The sequence below is a fragment of the Nocardia sp. NPDC047038 genome (assembly GCF_040644075.1).
Taxonomy (GTDB): Bacteria; Actinomycetota; Actinomycetes; order Mycobacteriales; family Mycobacteriaceae; genus Nocardia; species Nocardia sichangensis.
Genome location: NZ_JBEYVQ010000002.1, coordinates 140,877 through 157,980 on the forward strand (window position 1 = coordinate 140,877; position 17,104 = coordinate 157,980).

The 17,104-nt window shown below is 67.8% G+C and carries 19 protein-coding genes; 6 read left to right on the top strand and 13 right to left on the bottom strand.

Annotated features, from left to right (window positions below):
- Positions 1–332 precede the first annotated feature (332 nt).
- Genes ABZ824_RS08815 through uraD form a run of 4 tightly spaced genes read right to left on the bottom strand, consistent with a single transcriptional unit; the run spans position 333 to position 3,407 of the window.
- Positions 333–1,694: an 8-oxoguanine deaminase gene (locus ABZ824_RS08815; RefSeq protein WP_356962654.1), complete on the bottom strand. Its 1,362-nt coding sequence runs from the start codon at positions 1,692–1,694 to the stop codon at positions 333–335.
- A complete protein-coding gene (gene pucL / locus ABZ824_RS08820) occupies positions 1,682–2,587 on the bottom strand; it encodes a factor-independent urate hydroxylase (protein ID WP_356962655.1) in 906 nt (301 codons plus the stop codon). Before pucL ends, ABZ824_RS08815 begins: the two co-directional genes overlap by 13 nt.
- Positions 2,588–2,589: 2 nt before the next feature.
- On the bottom strand, positions 2,590–2,907 hold the full coding sequence (gene uraH / locus ABZ824_RS08825) for a hydroxyisourate hydrolase (protein ID WP_355071813.1): 318 nt from the start codon (positions 2,905–2,907) through the stop codon (positions 2,590–2,592).
- Positions 2,904–3,407 carry a 2-oxo-4-hydroxy-4-carboxy-5-ureidoimidazoline decarboxylase gene (gene uraD, locus ABZ824_RS08830; protein ID WP_356962656.1) on the bottom strand — a complete coding sequence of 168 codons (504 nt, stop codon included), beginning with the start codon at positions 3,405–3,407 and terminating at the stop codon, positions 2,904–2,906. Before uraD ends, uraH begins: the two co-directional genes overlap by 4 nt.
- A 137-nt stretch (positions 3,408–3,544) precedes the next feature.
- On the opposite strand from uraD, the gene ABZ824_RS08835 reads away from it, so the two are divergent.
- Both ABZ824_RS08835 and ABZ824_RS08840 read left to right on the top strand, forming a co-directional pair.
- Positions 3,545–4,141 (top strand): NTP transferase domain-containing protein, encoded by a 597-nt coding sequence (locus tag ABZ824_RS08835; protein ID WP_356962658.1) that lies wholly within the window; start codon positions 3,545–3,547, stop codon positions 4,139–4,141.
- Between the two features lie 13 nt (positions 4,142–4,154).
- The gene (locus ABZ824_RS08840) at positions 4,155–5,186 is read left to right on the top strand and encodes an XdhC family protein (protein ID WP_355071809.1); all 1,032 of its coding nucleotides are present in this window, start codon (positions 4,155–4,157) and stop codon (positions 5,184–5,186) included.
- Here ABZ824_RS08840 and ABZ824_RS08845 read toward each other — a convergent pair whose 3' ends face one another.
- The 4 genes from ABZ824_RS08845 to ABZ824_RS08860 all read right to left on the bottom strand — a co-directional run bounded on the left by ABZ824_RS08845 (position 5,187) and on the right by ABZ824_RS08860 (position 8,854).
- Positions 5,187–6,275 carry an ABC transporter substrate-binding protein gene (locus ABZ824_RS08845; RefSeq protein ID WP_356962659.1) on the bottom strand — a complete coding sequence of 363 codons (1,089 nt, stop codon included), beginning with the start codon at positions 6,273–6,275 and terminating at the stop codon, positions 5,187–5,189.
- Positions 6,276–6,344: 69 nt separating this feature from the next.
- Positions 6,345–7,142, bottom strand: a complete 798-nt coding sequence (locus ABZ824_RS08850) for an ABC transporter permease subunit (protein WP_355071806.1) — start codon at positions 7,140–7,142, stop codon at positions 6,345–6,347.
- A 46-nt stretch (positions 7,143–7,188) separates the two neighbouring features.
- Positions 7,189–7,935 (bottom strand): ABC transporter permease subunit, encoded by a 747-nt coding sequence (locus ABZ824_RS08855; RefSeq protein ID WP_355071804.1) that lies wholly within the window; start codon positions 7,933–7,935, stop codon positions 7,189–7,191.
- Positions 7,936–8,050: 115 nt separating this feature from the next.
- Positions 8,051–8,854: an ABC transporter ATP-binding protein gene (locus tag ABZ824_RS08860; protein WP_355071802.1), complete on the bottom strand. Its 804-nt coding sequence runs from the start codon at positions 8,852–8,854 to the stop codon at positions 8,051–8,053.
- Between the two features lie 143 nt (positions 8,855–8,997).
- Here ABZ824_RS08860 and pnuC point away from each other — a divergent pair, with 143 nt between their 5' ends.
- From pnuC to ABZ824_RS08875, 3 genes are all read left to right on the top strand, one after another.
- Positions 8,998–9,693 (top strand): nicotinamide riboside transporter PnuC, encoded by a 696-nt coding sequence (pnuC, locus tag ABZ824_RS08865; protein ID WP_356962661.1) that lies wholly within the window; start codon positions 8,998–9,000, stop codon positions 9,691–9,693.
- 257 nt (positions 9,694–9,950) lie between these two features.
- Positions 9,951–10,427, top strand: a complete 477-nt coding sequence (locus tag ABZ824_RS08870) for a hypothetical protein (protein WP_356962663.1) — start codon at positions 9,951–9,953, stop codon at positions 10,425–10,427.
- A complete protein-coding gene (locus tag ABZ824_RS08875; protein ID WP_356962665.1) occupies positions 10,424–11,242 on the top strand; it encodes a hypothetical protein in 819 nt (272 codons plus the stop codon). The genes ABZ824_RS08870 and ABZ824_RS08875 overlap by 4 nt, the downstream gene beginning before the upstream one ends.
- A gap of 4 nt (positions 11,243–11,246) precedes the next feature.
- Here ABZ824_RS08875 and ABZ824_RS08880 read toward each other — a convergent pair whose 3' ends face one another.
- From ABZ824_RS08880 to ABZ824_RS08900, 5 genes are all read right to left on the bottom strand, one after another.
- A complete protein-coding gene (locus ABZ824_RS08880; RefSeq protein ID WP_356962666.1) occupies positions 11,247–12,038 on the bottom strand; it encodes a DeoR/GlpR family DNA-binding transcription regulator in 792 nt (263 codons plus the stop codon).
- Between the two features lie 111 nt (positions 12,039–12,149).
- Complete coding sequence (locus ABZ824_RS08885; RefSeq protein ID WP_356962668.1) at positions 12,150–12,884, bottom strand: TetR/AcrR family transcriptional regulator; 735 nt, start codon at positions 12,882–12,884, stop codon at positions 12,150–12,152.
- A 92-nt stretch (positions 12,885–12,976) separates the two neighbouring features.
- Positions 12,977–13,870 carry a carbohydrate ABC transporter permease gene (locus ABZ824_RS08890; RefSeq protein ID WP_356962670.1) on the bottom strand — a complete coding sequence of 298 codons (894 nt, stop codon included), beginning with the start codon at positions 13,868–13,870 and terminating at the stop codon, positions 12,977–12,979.
- The gene (locus ABZ824_RS08895; RefSeq protein ID WP_356962671.1) at positions 13,867–14,748 is read right to left on the bottom strand and encodes a sugar ABC transporter permease; all 882 of its coding nucleotides are present in this window, start codon (positions 14,746–14,748) and stop codon (positions 13,867–13,869) included. Before ABZ824_RS08895 ends, ABZ824_RS08890 begins: the two co-directional genes overlap by 4 nt.
- Position 14,749: 1 nt before the next feature.
- Positions 14,750–16,000, bottom strand: coding sequence for an extracellular solute-binding protein (locus ABZ824_RS08900; RefSeq protein WP_356962672.1), 1,251 nt, complete (start codon positions 15,998–16,000; stop codon positions 14,750–14,752).
- Between the two features lie 160 nt (positions 16,001–16,160).
- Between ABZ824_RS08900 and ABZ824_RS08905 the strand changes: the two genes are divergently transcribed.
- Complete coding sequence (locus tag ABZ824_RS08905; RefSeq protein ID WP_356962674.1) at positions 16,161–17,072, top strand: sugar isomerase; 912 nt, start codon at positions 16,161–16,163, stop codon at positions 17,070–17,072.
- The last annotated feature ends 32 nt before the right edge of the window (positions 17,073–17,104 follow it).

Genomic DNA, 17,104 nt, shown 5'->3' on the forward strand with positions numbered 1-17,104 from the left:
CGTCCGAGCCGACACTGCTTCAGTATTGCTCGTCCGGCCTGACCAGGCACGACACCCCGCCCAGATCAGCGCGGCGATTCTCACTTGGGCGAAGGTGACGCGACACCACCGTCACCGCTCCCGGCATTCCCGACCACCGCGCGGCTATGGCGAGAGTGCCGCACCGACCGCGCCGCCTGGTTCCCGGTGCTGCTCGCCCGCGCAGTCGAGCAGGTGGGTGGCCGGGCCACATCACCCGCCTCGACCAGCACAGGCCGTACGCGACAGCAGCCGCTCACGGTAGGCCGATTCCCACTCCGGCAGGACCACCGACGCCCGATCCGCCGAGTCGCTCACCCCGCCTTCGCGAGCAGCTTCGCCTGCGCCCGCGCCACCTCGGCGGCGACCACGTCGGTGTCGACCGTCCGCACCTCACCGTCGCGCACCACCTCGCGCCCGTTCACCAGCAGCGCCGCCAGCGGTGGAGGCGAGCCGAGCACCAGTGCGGTCACCGGATCCGCGATCCCGGCGTGCGCGGCGGTGTCCAGCCGCCACAGCGCCAGGTCCGCCAGCTTGCCGACCTCGATCGAACCGATGTCGGCGGCGCGGCCGAGCACCCGCGCGCCGCCCATGGTGGCCAGTTCCAGCGCGGTGCGCACAGTCATCGCGTGCGGGCCGCCCCGATTGCGCGCCCACAGCAAGGCGTGGCGCGGCTCCTCGATCATCGAGCCGGCCTCGTTGCTCGCCGCGCCGTCCACGCCGAGCCCCACCGCAACGCCCGCGCGGACCAGGTCGGCGACGCGGGCGATGCCCGCGCCCAGCCGCGCGTTCGACGTGGGGCAGTGCGCCACGCCGGTACCGGTCTCCGCGAGGGCGGCGAGCGCGTCGTCGTCCAGGTGGACGGCGTGCGCGTACCAGACGTCCGGACCGAGCCAGTCCAGCCGCTGCAGGTACCGCGCGGGCGTACAGCCGAAAGTCGCCAGGCAATAGTCCTGCTCGTCGATGGTCTCGGCGAGGTGGGTGTGCAGCCGGACCCCGAGCTCGCGGGCCAGCGCCGCCGACTCGCGCAGCAGGTCGGGGGTGACCGAGAAGGGCGAACACGGTGCGAGCGCGATCCGCAGCATGGCGTCGGACGACGGGTCGTGCCACCGCGCGACGGCCTCCGCGCTCGCGGCGAGGATGTCGTCCAGGCGTTCCACCAGGTGATCGGGCGGCAGGCCGCCCGCGCTCGCGCCCAGATCCATCGAGCCGCGACAGGGATGGAACCGCAGGCCCACCTGCGCCGCCGCGGCGATCTCGGCGGCGAGCGGGTCACCGCCGTCGCGCGGGAACACGTAGTGGTGATCGGTGGTGGTGGTGCACCCGGTGCGCGCGAGAGTGGCGAGCGCACCGGTGGCGGCCACGCGCACCCCGTCCTCGTCGATGCCCGCCCAGACCGGGTAGAGCGTGGTGAGCCATTCGAACAGCGTGTGGTCGGTGGCCAGGCCGCGGGTGATCCATTGGTAGAGGTGCTGGTGGGTGTTCACCAACCCGGGCGTCAGCAGGCAGCCGCGCCCGTCGACGCGCCGCGCGTCCGCGCCGAGGTCCGGCGGATCCCCCGCGCCGACCGCGTCGATCCGGTTGCCCCGCACGACGACGTACCCGCGGGCGTACTCGGTCCCCTGGGCGTCGACGGTCGCGACGGCGCAGTCCGCGATGACGGTCACCTGCTCCACGCGGGACCCGCTTCCGGCGCGTCGGCCCGCGCAACGGTGGCGTGGATCAGCCCGTAGGGGCGGTCGTCGGCGTGGTAGACCTCCCCGTGGTTCTCGATGCCGAAGCGGCCCAAGTCGTAGTCGAAGTGATGCTTGTTCGGCGCCGCGAGCCGGATCTCGGCCAGCACCGGGTACGCGGTCAGCGCGGCCTTGCCCATCTCGAACAGCGTCTGCTGCAACGCCTTCGAATGCAGCGTCGCGAAGGTCTCCACCAGCCGCGCCCGCACGCCGGTGTAGACCTCGTCCCAGTCGATGCCCGCGCTGCTCGCGAAACGCCATTCGGCGATCAGTGACGTGGCCAGCATTCGATCACGGGTCGGCGCGAGCACGGTGAACTCGTCGTTCAGGAAGTCGGCGAACTCCGAGCCGGTCGACTTGAGGATGGTCAGGTCCTTCACCCCGCCGACGACCCAGGCCCGCCGCTCGGCGCCCTTCCCCGCCACGGTGACCGCCGCGGTGCGCACTTCCGGTCCCTGCCGCACCCAGGTGTGATCATGTTCCACACCGTCGACCGTCACGCGCTGCCAGGCGTATTCGTCGACCTCGATACGCGCGCTGCGCACCGGTTCGATCTCGGCGACGAAATGATCGGCCAACGCGAGCGCGTAGTCCTCGATGGCCCGCAGCCCGGGCCGCTTCGCGAAGGCATAGGCCGTCTGCTTCTGTGAGTCGGTGGGCAGGACCTTCGCCTGGTCGCCCGCGACGTACGCGTCGGCGAAATCGCCGCGCAGCAACGTGGACACGTTCACGTCGCGAATCTCGTGCCGTGCGCTCTGCCGGTGGATCCGGACGATGCGGTTCTCCGCCTTGCCGTATCGGTGGTCGGTCAGCACGATGGGCCCGGTCAGTTCCATGCTCAGCTCCCTCGATAGGTGGAAAAGGCGAAGGGCGACAACAGCAATGGGACGTGATAGCGCCGTTCCTCCGTCACGGCGAACGCGATGCTCACCTCGGGATAGAAGGTCTCCACCCCCTGACCCGCGAAGTAGGCGCCGGTGTCGAACACCAGCCGATAGGTTCCGGCTTCGAGCGCTTCGCCCAATGCCCGGATTCGCCCGTCCGCGCCCGTTTCGCCCGAATCGAGCTGCCGCTCCTGCTGGTACAACGTCACCGTGACACCCGCGGCGGGCACGCCGCGCACCGCGTCCAGCACATGGGTGCTCAGCGTGCTCATGACAGCTCCGCCAGCAGCGCCCGCAGCCGGATCCGATTGATCTTGCCCAATTCTGTTCGCACGACCTGCCTTTCGGTCTCGGGATCATTGCGTAACCGGGCAGTGAGCAGCGCGAGCAGCTCCTTACCCGACTTTCCGCTCGCACACACCAGGTAGATGTGCCCGAACCGTTCCTCATAGGCGCGGTTGCCCTCGGCGAGCGCCGCGCGTACCGCGTCGGCCGAACCCGCCACTCCGGCCTGCTCCTGCGCCGAAGCGGCGGAATGCGGTCGTTCGCCGATCCTGGGGTGACCTGCCATGGCCGAGTCGAGCTCGGACTCCGGCAGCCGTGCCAACGCTCCGTCCGCCGCCTCGAGCAGCGCCTCGACGCTCCGGTACGGACGGCCCGCGACCAGCGACCGCGCGAACTCCGGCGACGAGCAGCAGCCGAGCGCCGCCCGGTAGGCCGCGTCGGCGGACAGCGCGTCGAACGCCGCGATACCGCGTCGCTGATCCGTCATCGGACCAGCATCGAATACGACCGGACGAGCCGCCACCGGAAGCGGAGGGATCGCCTTCGGCGTGTCGCTCCGGAACCACGCCTGAGCACCGGTTTCCCATCATGCGGCGCAGACCGGCCGGTATTACCTTTGAGGCTATGGCCGACCCTGATCGCCCCGCCGTCGCACCCTGCGCCGGCGTCGTGCTCGCCGCGGGCGCCGGAACCCGCTACGGAAAACCCAAAGTGCTCGCCGAGGACGGCGCCTGGCTGCGGTCCACGGTCGCCGCGCTGCGCGGCGGAGGTTGCGACCCGGTCATCGTGGTCCTCGGCGCGACCGGCCCGACGCCGGGGATCGTCGATCTGCCGCCGGGCGTACGGCACGTCTGGGCGGCGGACTGGGCGACCGGACTGAGCGCATCGCTACGGGCGGGCCTGATCGCCGCGGCGAGCACCCCCGCGCGTTACGCCGCGATCATGCCGGTGGACACCCCCGATGTCGGCGCCGACGCGGTCGCCCGAGTGCTCGCCGCCGCGCTCGCGGCCCCCAGCGGCCTGGCGCGCGCTGTGTTCCACGACACACCTGGACACCCTGTTGTTATAGCCCACAAGCACTGGAATGCGGTTTGTGGGTCGGCCGCAGGAGATTCCGGCGCCCGTACCTATTTGACCGGCAGAAACGATATGGTGTGCGTCACGTGCGACGATTTGGCGACGGGCGTCGATCGTGACTTCCCGGCCACGACCGCACGGTGATCGGAGCTAGCTGATGCGGGACATCGTCGACGACCTGTTGCGGGTGTGGTACTCGGGCCGGACCGGCGGACTCGGCACCATCGTGCGCACCGTGGGCGCCGCGCCCTTACCGGTGGGCTCGGCGATGCTGGTCGACCCGGACGGGGGCGTCTACGGATCGGTCGCCGCGGGCGGGCTGGAGGACATCGCCTACGAGTCCGTGCTCCAGGCCGCGCGGACCGGCCGCCGCGCGATGCACCGTTTCGGCGTGGCCGGCGGCGTGGACGGGGGCGCGCACGGCGAGGGAATGATGGACGTCTTCACCGAACCGTTCTCTCGAAGACACTTCCCGGAGTTCCCGGAGGTCGCCGCCGAGATCGCGGCCCACCGCAGGGTCACCGTCTTCACGGTGGTGTGGAACTCCGATGCCGACCTGATCGGCCAGCACCTGATCACCGACAAACGGCACGCCACCGAATTGGTCGCGCTACCCGATTCCGATGTCTTCGTCGCCTCGTTCGCTCCGCCGCCGCGCCTGATCATCTTCGGCGCCAATTCCTTCGCCGCCGCACTCACCGTGCAGGCCAGGTTGCTCGGTTACCGAGTGACCATCTGCGACTCTCGCCCCAATTTCGCTACGCCGGAATCGTTTCCCGGCGCCGAGGTCGTGGTCGACTGGCCGCACCGCTACCTCAACATCCTCTCCTCGGCAGGTGAAATCGACAGCAGCACCGCCATAGTCGTGCTGTCGCACGATCCCACATTCGAAATTCCACTACTCACCGTGGCGCTGCGACTACCCGAGGTCGGCTATCTCGGCGCCATGGGGTCACGCCAGGTGCACATCCGGCGCATGGAGGACCTGCGCGCAGGTGGTTTCGGCGAGGAGACGCTGTCGCGGCTGCACTCGCCCGCGGGATTCGACATCGGCGCACGCACCGCGCCCGAGATGGCCGTCGCGATCGCGGCCGAACTGCTGGCCGCCCGCGCCGCGCAGCCGGTGCGAGCGGTCGATCCGTACAGCGGCGAAATCCCGATCACGCCGAAAACCGCTGTGGGTCTCTGATCATTTCAGGCCGGGGTGCTCGGCATACACCTCGCGCAATACGGACAGGTCGAACAGTTGCGCGGCCTTGATGTCTATTTTCGCGGCACGCAGCGCGGCGATGTTCTGTTCGATCAGGGCGTCGGTCATCGAGAGCAGTCCGCCCGTGGCGGTATCCCCCGAAACCACTAGATCGTTCTGCGCGACAGCCTCTTTCGTCTGCTCGGCGAGATCGAGCTTCTGATCCTTGCCGTACACCTCGACCGCGAGCCGGGCCGCTTCGGCCGGATCGGCCACCGCGTCCTTCCAGCCCTTGATCTCGGCGGCCAGAAACGCCTTCAACTTGTCGCGCTCTTTGTCGATGGTGGACTGCGCGACCGTGAGCGTCTCGGCGACCAGCGGCAGATTGAAGTCGGCGAACAAGAAGTGTGTGTTCTGGAAGCCCTTGGCCGCCAGCGTGATCGGCTCGTTCGTCACGTAGCTGACCCATCCGTCGACCTCCCCGTTGGCCAGCGGGGTCGGGTCGAATTGGGCGGGCACGACGGTGACATCGCCCGGCTTCAACCCGTTGGCGGTGAGCAGCGCGTTGAAGATCAACTGGTTGGTGTCCTGCACACCGATCTTGCGGCCCTTCATGTCCTCGGGCGTCTTGATCGGTTTCGCCGCGGAGGACACGATCGCGAACGGGTTCTTCTGATACGTGGTGGCGACGATCTTGGCGGGCAGGCCCTCCAGGATCGCGGGTGCGGTGGTCTGCGGCGCGGACAGGCCCAGCCACACCTTCCCGGTATCCAATCCGGCCTCTACCGACGTGCTGGCCGCGCCGCCCGCGATCAAGTCGACCGAGCCGAAACCCGCCTCCTTGAAATAGCCTTTCGAGTCGGCGAAGTATTCGCCCGCGAATTCGATGTTCTTCAGCCAGGAAAGCTGCACCGCGACGCCGCCGTATTTCGATCCGTCCGCGGTGGTGCCGCCCGGCGAATCACCGGAGCTCCCTCCGCAGGCGGCCAGTGCGCCCGCACCGCCGAGCGCGGCGCCGGCGAATGCGGAGTAACGGAGGAAGGAGCGTCGGTTCAGGTGCCCGAACGTGGAGCGGTGCGCGGGTGTCATGGGCCGAATCTAAGCGCAGCGCGTTTCATTTTCTTTACTTTGGCGTTCCGAGCGAGGAATTCGGTTCGGTCAGAGTCGTCCCGCTTCCGGTCCGAACCGGGCCAGCACCAGGTTCTCCACGACACCGACGATCGCGTAGAGCGCCACCGAGACCAGCGTGACGATGACGATCGATGCCCACAACTTGCTGTACTGGAACGTGGGGATCGCCCGGATCAAGCCGGCGCCCAGGCCGGTGCCGCTGCCGAGCCACTCACCGAGCAACGCGCCGATCAGCGCACCCGGCACCGAGATCCGCGCGGCGGCGAACACCGAGGGCAGCGCCGCGGGCACGGCCACCATGCGCAGCCCGGTCCAGCGCGATCCGCCGTACGCGGCCACCAGTTCCAGCGCCTGCCGCGGCGCGTTGCGCAATCCCGCCATGATCATGACCAGCGCGGGGAAGAACACCACGATCGCGGCGAGCACCGCGACCCCGGCCTGGCCGCGGCCGAACACCAGCACGATGATCGGCGTGAGCGCCACCAGCGGTACCGAGCGCAGCAGCATCGCCACCGGCAGGAAGGTCTGCTCGATCGCGGCGAACGACACGAACAGCGCGGCGACCACCAACGCGGCGAGCATGCCCGCGCCGAACCCGAGCGCCGCGTCACGCAGCGTGATCTGCAGGTCGTCCAGGATCGCCTGCCGCGCGGTCGCGGCGTTGGGCGCCGTCACCAAGTAGGTCCAGATATCGCCGGGCGTCTTGCCCACCCGCGGGCCGACCTGCGGAAACGCTTTCAGGAAGACGTACCAGATCACCAGCATCAGCACCAGCGATGTGCACAGCGGGAAAAGGAAGATCCCGATCCGTCGCAGCAGATTCATCGGGCCTCCCCTGTGACCTGGTGCAGCGCAACGCGCGTGGAGATCTTCATCGCGCCTCCCGGACGGTCCAGGGCGCGGCCAGGCGGGCGGCCAGCGCCACCAGCGCGTAGCCGAGTCCGGCCAGCGCGGCGGCGGCCAGCGCCATGCCCCAGGTGCGTGGCACGTTGTAGGAGGTCTGGGCGGCGGTCAACGCCACCCCGATGCCGCTGTCCACGCCACCGAGGTACTCGCCGATGATCGCGCCGAGCACGGCCGACGGCGCGGCGATCTTCAACGCCGCGAACGTGCTCGGCAGCGCCGAGATCGCCTGCACCCGGTACAACTGCTGCCAGCGTCCGCCGCCGTAGGCGCGCACCAGTTCCAGGCTGGTCCGGTCGGCCGAGCGCAACCCGGCGACGGTGCCGACCATAGTGGTGAAGAAGCAGTACATCGCGGCCAGGAAGACCGTCGGGGTGCGTCCGCCGAACACCACAAGGATGATCGGGCCCAGCGCGAGCAGCGGAGTGCAATAGCTCAGGATCGCCAACTGGGTCGCCAGCGACTCGATCGGCGGGACCAGCACGATCAGGACGGCCAGGGCGATGGCCAGGCCGTTGCCCCAGACGAATCCCTGCAGCGCGCCGAGCGCGGTGATCCGGAAATTAGGGCCGTACAGGCCCCATCCGTCGGAGTACATGGTGTGCAGCACCTGCCAGGGACTCGGTATGGTGCCGCCCGCTACCTCGAACGCCGCGAGCGCCCACCACACCGCGACCAGCCCCAGCACGCCGAGCACGCCGCCGAAGCGCTTCACGCCGTATCCCCTGTCCGCCGGACGCACGGCTGCCGCCGCAGCGGCCGAGTGCGCACGCTCGCCCGCTGCCAGCCCGGCTTACGGTGCCGCAGACAGCGTTCCGGTTGGTGCTCGTTCATGCGACGCCCCCTTTTCCGGCGGTCCCGAACAGCAGCTCGGACAGATAGTCGTGCAGCTTGTGGAATTCCGGTGTCCGCATCATCTCGGGCAGCCGTGGACGCGGCAGATCGATCTCGACCAGTTCCAGCACCCGCCCCGGCCGCGGGCTCATCACGGCCACCACGTCGGACAGGAACACCGCCTCCGCGATGCCATGGGTCACCATCAACGTCGTCGCGGGCTTCTCGGTCCAGATCCGCAGCAACTCCAGATTGAGCCGCTGCCTGGTCATGTCGTCCAGCGCTCCGAACGGTTCGTCCAGCAGCAGCACGGTGGGCTTCACCACCAGTGCGCGCGCGATCGAGACGCGCTGGCGCATGCCGCCGGACAGCTGCGCGGGCTTGGCCTTCTCGAAGCCGTCCAGCCCGACCAGGCGGATCAGGTCATCGATCTGCCCCGGCTCCGGCGTGATGCCAGCGACCTGGAGCGGCAGCGCGATATTCGACGCCACCGATCGCCACGGCAGCAGCGCCGAATCCTGGAAGGCGATGCCGAACGCGTGCTTGCCGCGCAGTTCGGCGGGCGTCGAGCCGTCGATCAGCGCCTTGCCCGCCGTCGGCGTCTCCAGGCCGGCGAGAATGCGCAGCACCGTCGACTTGCCGCAGCCGGACGGACCGAGCAGCGACAGGAACGCGCCCTGCTCGGTGTGCAGATCGACGCTCGCCAGCGCCTGCACGGTTTTCCGCCCGACCCGGAAGGTCTTGGTCAATCCGCTGAGATGAATTCCGGTCCCCCCGGCGGTATCGCTCTCCGTGCTCATGACGGCCACCATAGGAGCACCCCGTTGCACGGACATTGCGAATGGCGTCGCCAGATTGCGCAATCGTTACGGTCCGCACCGCGCATTTCCGATCGCGGCGATCCGAACGGATGAGATACGCCCCGCCGCGGGTTACACGACAGGTGAACCCGATCCTCACGCTGCTCGACGCCAAGCTGCACATCGCGGGCTCGGAGATCCTCTGGCGCGAGGTGGTCGGCAACGGCTTCGGCTTGGCTTCCGCGATCGGCGGCATGCGGCGGCGGGTCTGGGCCTGGCCCGTCGGCATCGCCGGAAACGCGCTGCTGTTCACCGTATTCGTCGGTGGGGTGTTCCACACTCCGCAGCAGCTGAACATGGCCGGACAGGCCGGACGCCAGCTGATGTTCATCGCGGTCAGCGTGTACGGCTGGTGGAGCTGGTACCGGCACGCAGCACGCGGGACCGCGCTCGAGCACCGCGGCGTCGACCCGCGCTGGGCGAGCACGCGCGAACGCGTCGTCCTGGTGGTGGCGATGCTCGCGGGCACGGCCGTTTTCGCCCAGCTCTTCGAATGGCTCGGTTCCTACGGCCCGTGGGCCGAGGCATGGATCTTCACCGGCTCGGTGCTGGCCACCTACGGCATGGCCAGGGGGCTGGCCGAGTTCTGGTTGATCTGGATCGCGGTCGACCTGGTCGGCATTCCACTGCTGGTGCGTGCGGGTTACTACCCGTCGGCGACGCTGTATCTGGTCTACGCGGGATTCGTAGCCTGGGGATTCCTCGTTTGGGCGCGAGCCATGCGCCGACCCACCGGCGCCGATGCGCCGCTGAATCGGTTCAGCACCGCCGATCGGTGACCGGCCGACACCCGGTCCATCAATCAGTAATTCGTTCGCTACCAGCCTGATCCAGCCTTCACACCATTCCCAATACTGGGGATATATGCGGTGCCACATGTTTGCCACACTTGCGAAGAAGCCCAAAACCGCACAGAGCCCGAGTTGCTCGACATCCCGATGACCGCGCCGCACCACCGCTGGTAGGAACGATTTCCGGCATGTGAGCGTCATGATCCGCGGGCCTGAGCACTTCGGCCCGCGGAGGAACAGCCAGCATGACATCGCCATACATCCGCGATATCCGACTGATTGCCAATCATGTACTGGCGGTCCCAGAATGCTTCACACCACACTATGTCTCCTCGGCGTGCGCGATGGAGTTCAGTGCAGTACCCTGCGCGAATCCGCATACAAGCGAATTCGTGGCATACCCGGACGGCGGGCCGTTCTCGTCAATCGTGTTCCGCGGCCCGCGCACGGGGGCAGTCGGTTCACATGCCCTGGTGATCATGCACGTCGCGATGGACGTCCGCATCACCCGCGCGGATATGGCCGGGATCTTCGAACTCCCGATGGAAAACACACGGGTCGACCCGAGGATTCCGCCCGAAGGAGCGGTTTCGTTCACCTCTGAGCATGGGGCGAGAAAGCTGCACATCAGATTCCATGCCCGCTCGCAACTCCTCAGAGACATATCCGTACACGAGAACCGTGGACGAGCTCGGAGCCTCGGCAGCGGTAGCCCGGAATGAGACGTCTCCGCGAACTATTCCTGAACCTGACGACCGGCCTACGCCGCGATCTATCGAGATACGCGAATGCCGCATCGCACAATGTCCATAATCTCAGCGGAGAAGTCAACCTGACCGTCGCCAAGACAATGGACGCCGATCTCGCCGGTCGGGATGCCATCCGAGGGGAAACCCTGGAAATCCCGGAATACCAGAAACGCCTACAGCGGCTCGGCTACCCGACGTCCGTAGAGACCGGGCTGGGCGGAGAAGTCGACGAAATCGCCGGGTTGTCCGAGGACCTCATTCGTCAGATCCAGGACGTGCAGCAGTTCGGATGGACCATTCGCTACGGAAAGAGAGGGGACGGAACCTATGCCGACTACGAAGAGAAGGCTGTTGTTCTCGATCGCAATATGGAAGGCAACGCCAGAGCCTCCGCCGATGCGCTCGCACATGAGATCGACCATGCCCACCCCGGTAATCCGCATAACGACGCCCCCTCGCCGCCGATGGGCCGAACGCGGGAGCAATGGGTGGCCGATCATGTGGACCGGTCGCTGCGGAACGAGGGCCATGCCGTCATGTCACAGCTCGCCATACGCCGCCAGATACTCGAAAATGGCGGGCCGGACATCAATCACAGCGTCTCGGGGAAATACCGCAGGATTTATGAGAGATATCGCGGTGGAGAGTTCTCCCACGACGAGGCGGTACAACGAATAGCTGATCACTATCGCTTCGAGAGAGGAAGCCACAGCAATATGTCGTACGGCCAGAACTTCCGTCAGTGGTACGAAGATTATTGGGACACCTGGATCGCGCAGACGGCGTGAGCGCCTACACCACGTCGACCCGCACGCCCGCCGCCCGGATCGCCTGCACCGCGGCTGGATCCGCGCCGGTATCGGTGACCAGCACCTGCACCTGCTCGATGCCGCAGATGCGGGCCAGTGCGGTGCGCTCGAGCTTCTCCGCGGTGGCCACCACCAGCACCCGGCCGGAACGCCGCACCATCTCGGTGGTCACCCCGGCCTCGTCGATGTGCCTGCACTGGGCGCCGCCCTCGACGGAGATCGCGTTCACGCCGAGCACGAGATCGTCGAGCCGCAGTTCGGCCAGCGCCCGTTCGGCCAGCGGCCCGTGCAGCTCATAGGACTCGCGCCGGGCCACACCGCCGAGAACGATCGTGCGCACGTGTGGCCGCAGCACCATCTCCCCCGCGATGTTCAGCGCGTTGGTGACCAGAGTGAGCTGCTCGTCACCGGCCGATCCGAGATCCGTGCGCACGGCCAGCGCCCTGGCCACCGCCGTGGTGGTGGTGCCGCCGTTCATCCCGACCACCGCGCACGGATCGACCAGCGACGCGGCGTGTTCGGCGATGCGCTGCTTGGCCTCGCCCGCACTCTGCCGGTAACGCGCGGGCAGATCGTAGGCCACCGAGGTCGCCACCACACCGCCGTGCGTCCTGGTGGCCAGCTGCTGTTCGGCGAGCGCGGTGAAATCGCGACGCACCGTAGCGGCGGACACACCGAGCCGCTCGGCGGCCTCCTCCACCGAAAGCCGCCCGGATTCGGCGAGCAATTCCAGCAACCGGTTCCACCGTTGCGGACGATCCGACGGCCCGGTCATCTCACACCGCCCCGCTCGCGCGGGCAACCTGCTGTTTCGGCGAACACGCGAACAATATGAACACACGCACCCACCGACCGCGGAAATCCGCACGGCCGACACCGGCCCCGCTCAGAACACATCGGCCTCGACGGTGGGCCGGGCCGGAAGCGCCGCGGTAGCGGGAAGACGCCCGTCTTCCGCACCCGGATCGCGCGCCTGGGAAAGGCCGGAATTCACGAAGTAGGCGATCTCTTCGCAGATCTCCTCCAGACTCACCGCCGAACCCGGCGCCGTACCCTGCACCAATTCCTGGGCGAGTGAGGTGACCGCGCCGATCACGGCCAGCGCGAAGAGATCGAAACGCCGCGGACCGGTCTCGCCACGGCCGACAGCGCGTTCGGCCTCGCTGATCAGCAGCGCCGACAGCAGGCCACGCTGCTGCCTGCGCCACTGCTCCACCGCCGTGCTCACGCCGACCACCTCGACATAACAGACCCGCGCGGACCGGGCGTCGGCGCACGTGACGCTCAGATAAGCGCGGAAACTCGCTACCACGCGGGTGGGCAAGGACTCGTTCTCGGTGGCCGCCAGTGCGGTCAGCGCGCGTTCCAGCGCACGGGAGGTGATGCGATTCGCCAGGGCGATGAGCAGTGCTTCGCGGCTGCCCATGTCCTCGTAGAAGCTGCGCGTGGAGACGTTCGCCACGGCGCAGAGGCGCTCGATCGAGGTGGCCGCGTATCCCTGGGTGCCGAATAGTTCGAGAGCGGCATCGATCAGGCGGGTCTGCCGCTGGGCAACCCGCTGTTCCTTGGACAGCCCGCCGTAGCTGCGACCGTCCTTGGGTCCGTGATCCCGCCGTGTCACCTCTCGATGCTACCGCGCGGCTACCTTCCATCAGCGCGCCGAACAGTGGCGGCGCGGCGATTCCGTCATCCCGGTGCGCCAGTTCTCGCAGGCTATTTCACGCTTCCCGCGGTCAACCCCGCCACCAGACGCTTCTCGATGAGAGCGAACAGCAGCACCACCGGGACGATGCCGACGGTGGAGATCGCGAACACGTATTGCCACGCGGTGTCGTACTGGCCGACGAACTTGGTCAGCGCCACCGACAGCGGTTGGTTCTCCGGCGTGGTGAGCACGACCAGGCTGGCGGCGAATTCGTTCCAGCACGCCACCACGACGAAGATCGTCGCCGTCACGATGCCGGGCCACACCAGCGGCAGGCTCACCCGGACCAGGATCTGCCCGCGCCCGAGCCCGTCGAGCATCGCGGCTTCCTCGATCTCCACCGGGATCGCGGCGAAGAAACTGTGCAGGATCCACACCGCGAACGACAGGTTGAACGCGGCGTTCACCAAGATCATCGCCAGCCAGGTGTCGTTGATGCCGAGCGCGAAGAACTCCCGGATCAACCCGGTGACCAGCACCGTCGGCTGCAACATCTGGGTCACCAGCACAACGCCGAGAAACACCAGGCGCCCCGGAAAACGGTGCCGCGCCGTGTAATACCCGGCCGGAATCGCCACGGCCAGCACCAAAGCGGTGGCGCAGACCGCGATGATGATCGTGCTGGCCAGGTTGAACGGAAGCGGAGTCTCGGGGGTGTCCCACATCGTCGCGTAGTTGTCCGGATGCCAGGACTGCGGCAGATACGTCGGCGGGATGCGCAGGATCTCGGCTCTGCTCTTCAGCGAACCGAGCACCATCACGACGAACGGCAGCAGGAACACCGCGGCGAGCACCACGCCGACGGCGGTGAGCTCCCAGCGGCGTCGTGCACGCCGCGCGGGCGCCGCCGTGGCGGGCGGCGTCGCCGTGGCCTGCTCGCGTACCTCCACCCGCGTCGTCATCGGTCGATCTCCGCGGTCGGACGGACCAGCTTCACGTAGATCGCGATGACGACGACGATCAGCGCGAAGTTCAGCACGCTCATCGCCGCGGCGGTGTCGACCTGCTGGTTCTGCCGGATCAGCTTGAAGGTCAGCGTCGTCGTGGTGTCCGCCGAGAAGCCTGCGATGCTTCCGGTGATCACTTGCAGGATCGGCAGCGAGTTGAACACGTTGATGATGTTGATGATGGTCGCCACCGCGATCGCCGGACGCAGCTGCGGCAATGTGAGATGGCGGTAGCGCTGCCAGGCGCTCGCGCCGTCGACCCGCCCCGCCTCCTCGATCTCCGCCGGAATGGCTTGCAGTCCGGCCAGAATCGTGTAGGTGGTGAACGGCACCGAGACGAACACCGCGACGCCCATCGCCACGAGGAACGCCTGCGTCGGCTGCTTGGTGAACCCGTATCCGCGGTCGAGCAGGCCGATGTCCACCAGGAACCGATTGGCGATGCCCACGTCCGGATCGAGCATGTAGTAGAAAATCGTGGTCGTCATCACGACCGACGCCGCCCACGGCACCAGGATCGCCATCCGCACCGCGGCGCGGCCGGGGAAATCCTTGTTCAGGAATTGGGCCAGCGCCGCGGACAACGCCAGCGTGACCAGCACGACGCCGACCACCCAGACCACCGTGTGGACCAGCACCGAGCCGAGTTCCGAGATGTCGAACAGCGCCCGGTAATTGGCCAGTCCGGCGGCGCCCCGGTCCTGGCCGTAGGCGCTGAGGTCCCTGGTGCTGGTCCACAGCATGTAGCAGGCCGGGAAGGCGACAACGGCCGCGATCAGGACCAGTGACGGCCCGATCCACGGCAGTGCCGCCAGTACTCCTCTGCGCCGCACGCTATTTCGTTGCTTCCTGGATTCGTTGCAACACCTGAGCGGGGTCGGCGCCCTGTGCGATGGTGCCCATCTGCTGGCGGATCACCCCTTGCGCCACGGCCCATTTCGGGTTGTTGCTCGGATAGAACCTCGCGACCGGAAGCGTGGCGGCGAACGCCTTCGTCACCGGGTCCTCGGCGAGGGCGGTGGCGGCACTGTGGGTGATCGGGATGAAGCCCTCGTGCTTGACGAAGTCCGCGTATACCGCCGCCGAATAGAAGTAGTCGAGGAACTTCTTGATCGACTCGGCCTTGGCGCCGTCCTTCTTGAACGCCATCAGATGATCGGCCACCCCGAGCGTGACCGGGTTCCCGGTCTTTGTCGGCGAAGGCGCGGTCGCGTACCGCAGACCCGGATTCTTCGCGGTGATCTGACCGATGGTGGGCGGCAGGGCTTCGATCATGCCGATCTTGCCCTGGATGAAGGCGTTGATCACGTCCTTGCGGTCGGTCGCGCCCGGATTCGGCTGCGTCGCACCGGCGTCGATCAGCTCACGCATGGCCCGCACCCCTTCCAGGTTCTCCGGGGTGTCCACGGTGACCCGGTCGCCGTCGGCCCACGAGCCACCCGCGCCGAAGGTCCAGATGGAGGTTTCGCCTTGCGCCTCCTCGCTGCCCAGCGGGAGCCCGTACCCGGAGACGCCGCCGCCCAGCGCCTGAATCTTCTTCGCCGCGTCGGTCAGCTCGGCCCAGGTCTTCGGCGGCCGGACGATGCCCGCTTTCTCGAACAGTTCGGTGTTGTAGAACAGGGTTCGGGTGGAGGCGAACAGCGGCAGCGCGTATTGCGTGCCGTTCAGCGCCGCGTTCTGCGCGAAAGCGGGCTGGATGTCGGCCAGCACCGGCGCGGAGACGATGTCGGTCGCCGGGTAGAGCAGGCCGTCGCCCGCGAAGCTGGCGTAGGCGTCGATGTTGAGGATGTCCGGGGTGGTCGACTGCGACTGGAGCTTGGTGCGCACCACGTCGTTGATCGAGTTCCACGACTCCATCTGCAGATTGACGGTGATGCCCGGGTTCTGCTTCTGGAATTCGGCGATGATGCCGTCCCACAGCGCCTTGGTGCCCGTGGCGCCGTCGCTGTAGGCGGGAGCGAGGAAATTGATCGTGGTAGCCGAGTCCGCACCACTTTTCGCACCGAACCCACAGGACGACAGGGCCAGCGCGACGCCGGTGACCATCGCGACTCCGGCAAGCACGCGGTGGAATGGTCTTTTCACGAGCAGAACCTTTCAGATTTACCCACCCGGCGCCAGCGGAGCCGCCGATGATGGGAGGACACACCGTCGGTGCACCTCAATCTAGCCCGAATTGTGATCATATGTGACCGTTTTCGTCTGAAATTTGACATAAACGATCATCCAGAGTGAAGCTGGTGGCGTGCCTACGCCTGCCGACCCCACGCCGCAGCCGCATCTGGTCACCGAAGTGGCCACCCAGCCGGACGATTGGACGCACGCCGCCGCCGTCGCGGCGGAACATCGCGCCGTACTGCCGAAACCGGGCGAGCGTGTCGCGGTGATCGGTTGCGGCACGTCGTATTTCATGGCGCGCGCCATCGCGGCACTGCGCGAGGGCGCGGGTCAGGGCCTCACCGACGCCTGGCCCGCCAGCGCGGTCCGCGCTCGCGAGTACGACCGCTACCTGGTGATCTGCCGCTCCGGCACCACCACCGAAGTGGTGCGCGCGATGCGGGACATCCCGGCGCACGTCCCTCGGACGGTGATCTGCTCCAGTCCCGGCACGCCCGTCCTCGAACTGGGCGACCCGATCCTCATCGACCAGGTCGACGAGCGGTCGGTGGTGCAGACCCGCTTCGCGACGACCACCCTCGCCATCCTGCGCAACCACCTCGGCGAAGACCTCACCTCGGTGATCGCCCGAGCGCGCGCGGTGCTCACCGAGGATCCCGCCGAGTCGCTGGCCGCGGTCCGCCACGCCGAGCAGATCAGTTTCGTCGGTATGGGATTCGCGGCGGCCATCGCCGAGGAGGCGGCGCTCAAGCTGCGCGAATCCTGTCAGTCCTGGACGGAGGCGTATCCGGCGACGGAGTACCGCCACGGCCCGATCGCCATCGCGGCGCCCGGCCGGGCGGTCTGGGCGTTCGGCCCACTCGAGCCGGGCTTCGCCGACGACGTCGCCGCCACCGGCGCCCACCTGGAGCATCGCGACATCGACCCGATGGCGGACCTGGTCCGAGTGCATCGGCTCTGCCTCCTGCGCTCCGCCGACCTGGGATTGGACCCCGACCACCCGCGCGGCCTGAATCGCTCGGTGGTTTTGAAGTCGTGACCGAGGGCCTGCGGTGAGCATTCGCCGTACCG

Coding starts and splice junctions, on each gene's coding strand:
- pucL (WP_356962655.1), bottom strand. CDS start 2,587: ATGGAACTGACCGGGCCCATCGTGCTGACCGACCACCGATACGGCAAG.
- uraH (WP_355071813.1), bottom strand. CDS start 2,907: ATGAGCACGCTGAGCACCCATGTGCTGGACGCGGTGCGCGGCGTGCCC.
- uraD (WP_356962656.1), bottom strand. CDS start 3,407: ATGACGGATCAGCGACGCGGTATCGCGGCGTTCGACGCGCTGTCCGCC.
- ABZ824_RS08835 (WP_356962658.1), top strand. CDS start 3,545: ATGGCCGACCCTGATCGCCCCGCCGTCGCACCCTGCGCCGGCGTCGTG.
- ABZ824_RS08840 (WP_355071809.1), top strand. CDS start 4,155: ATGCGGGACATCGTCGACGACCTGTTGCGGGTGTGGTACTCGGGCCGG.
- ABZ824_RS08845 (WP_356962659.1), bottom strand. CDS start 6,275: ATGACACCCGCGCACCGCTCCACGTTCGGGCACCTGAACCGACGCTCC.
- ABZ824_RS08850 (WP_355071806.1), bottom strand. CDS start 7,142: ATGAATCTGCTGCGACGGATCGGGATCTTCCTTTTCCCGCTGTGCACA.
- ABZ824_RS08860 (WP_355071802.1), bottom strand. CDS start 8,854: ATGAGCACGGAGAGCGATACCGCCGGGGGGACCGGAATTCATCTCAGC.
- ABZ824_RS08870 (WP_356962663.1), top strand. CDS start 9,951: ATGACATCGCCATACATCCGCGATATCCGACTGATTGCCAATCATGTA.
- ABZ824_RS08875 (WP_356962665.1), top strand. CDS start 10,424: ATGAGACGTCTCCGCGAACTATTCCTGAACCTGACGACCGGCCTACGC.
- ABZ824_RS08880 (WP_356962666.1), bottom strand. CDS start 12,038: ATGACCGGGCCGTCGGATCGTCCGCAACGGTGGAACCGGTTGCTGGAA.
- ABZ824_RS08890 (WP_356962670.1), bottom strand. CDS start 13,870: ATGACGACGCGGGTGGAGGTACGCGAGCAGGCCACGGCGACGCCGCCC.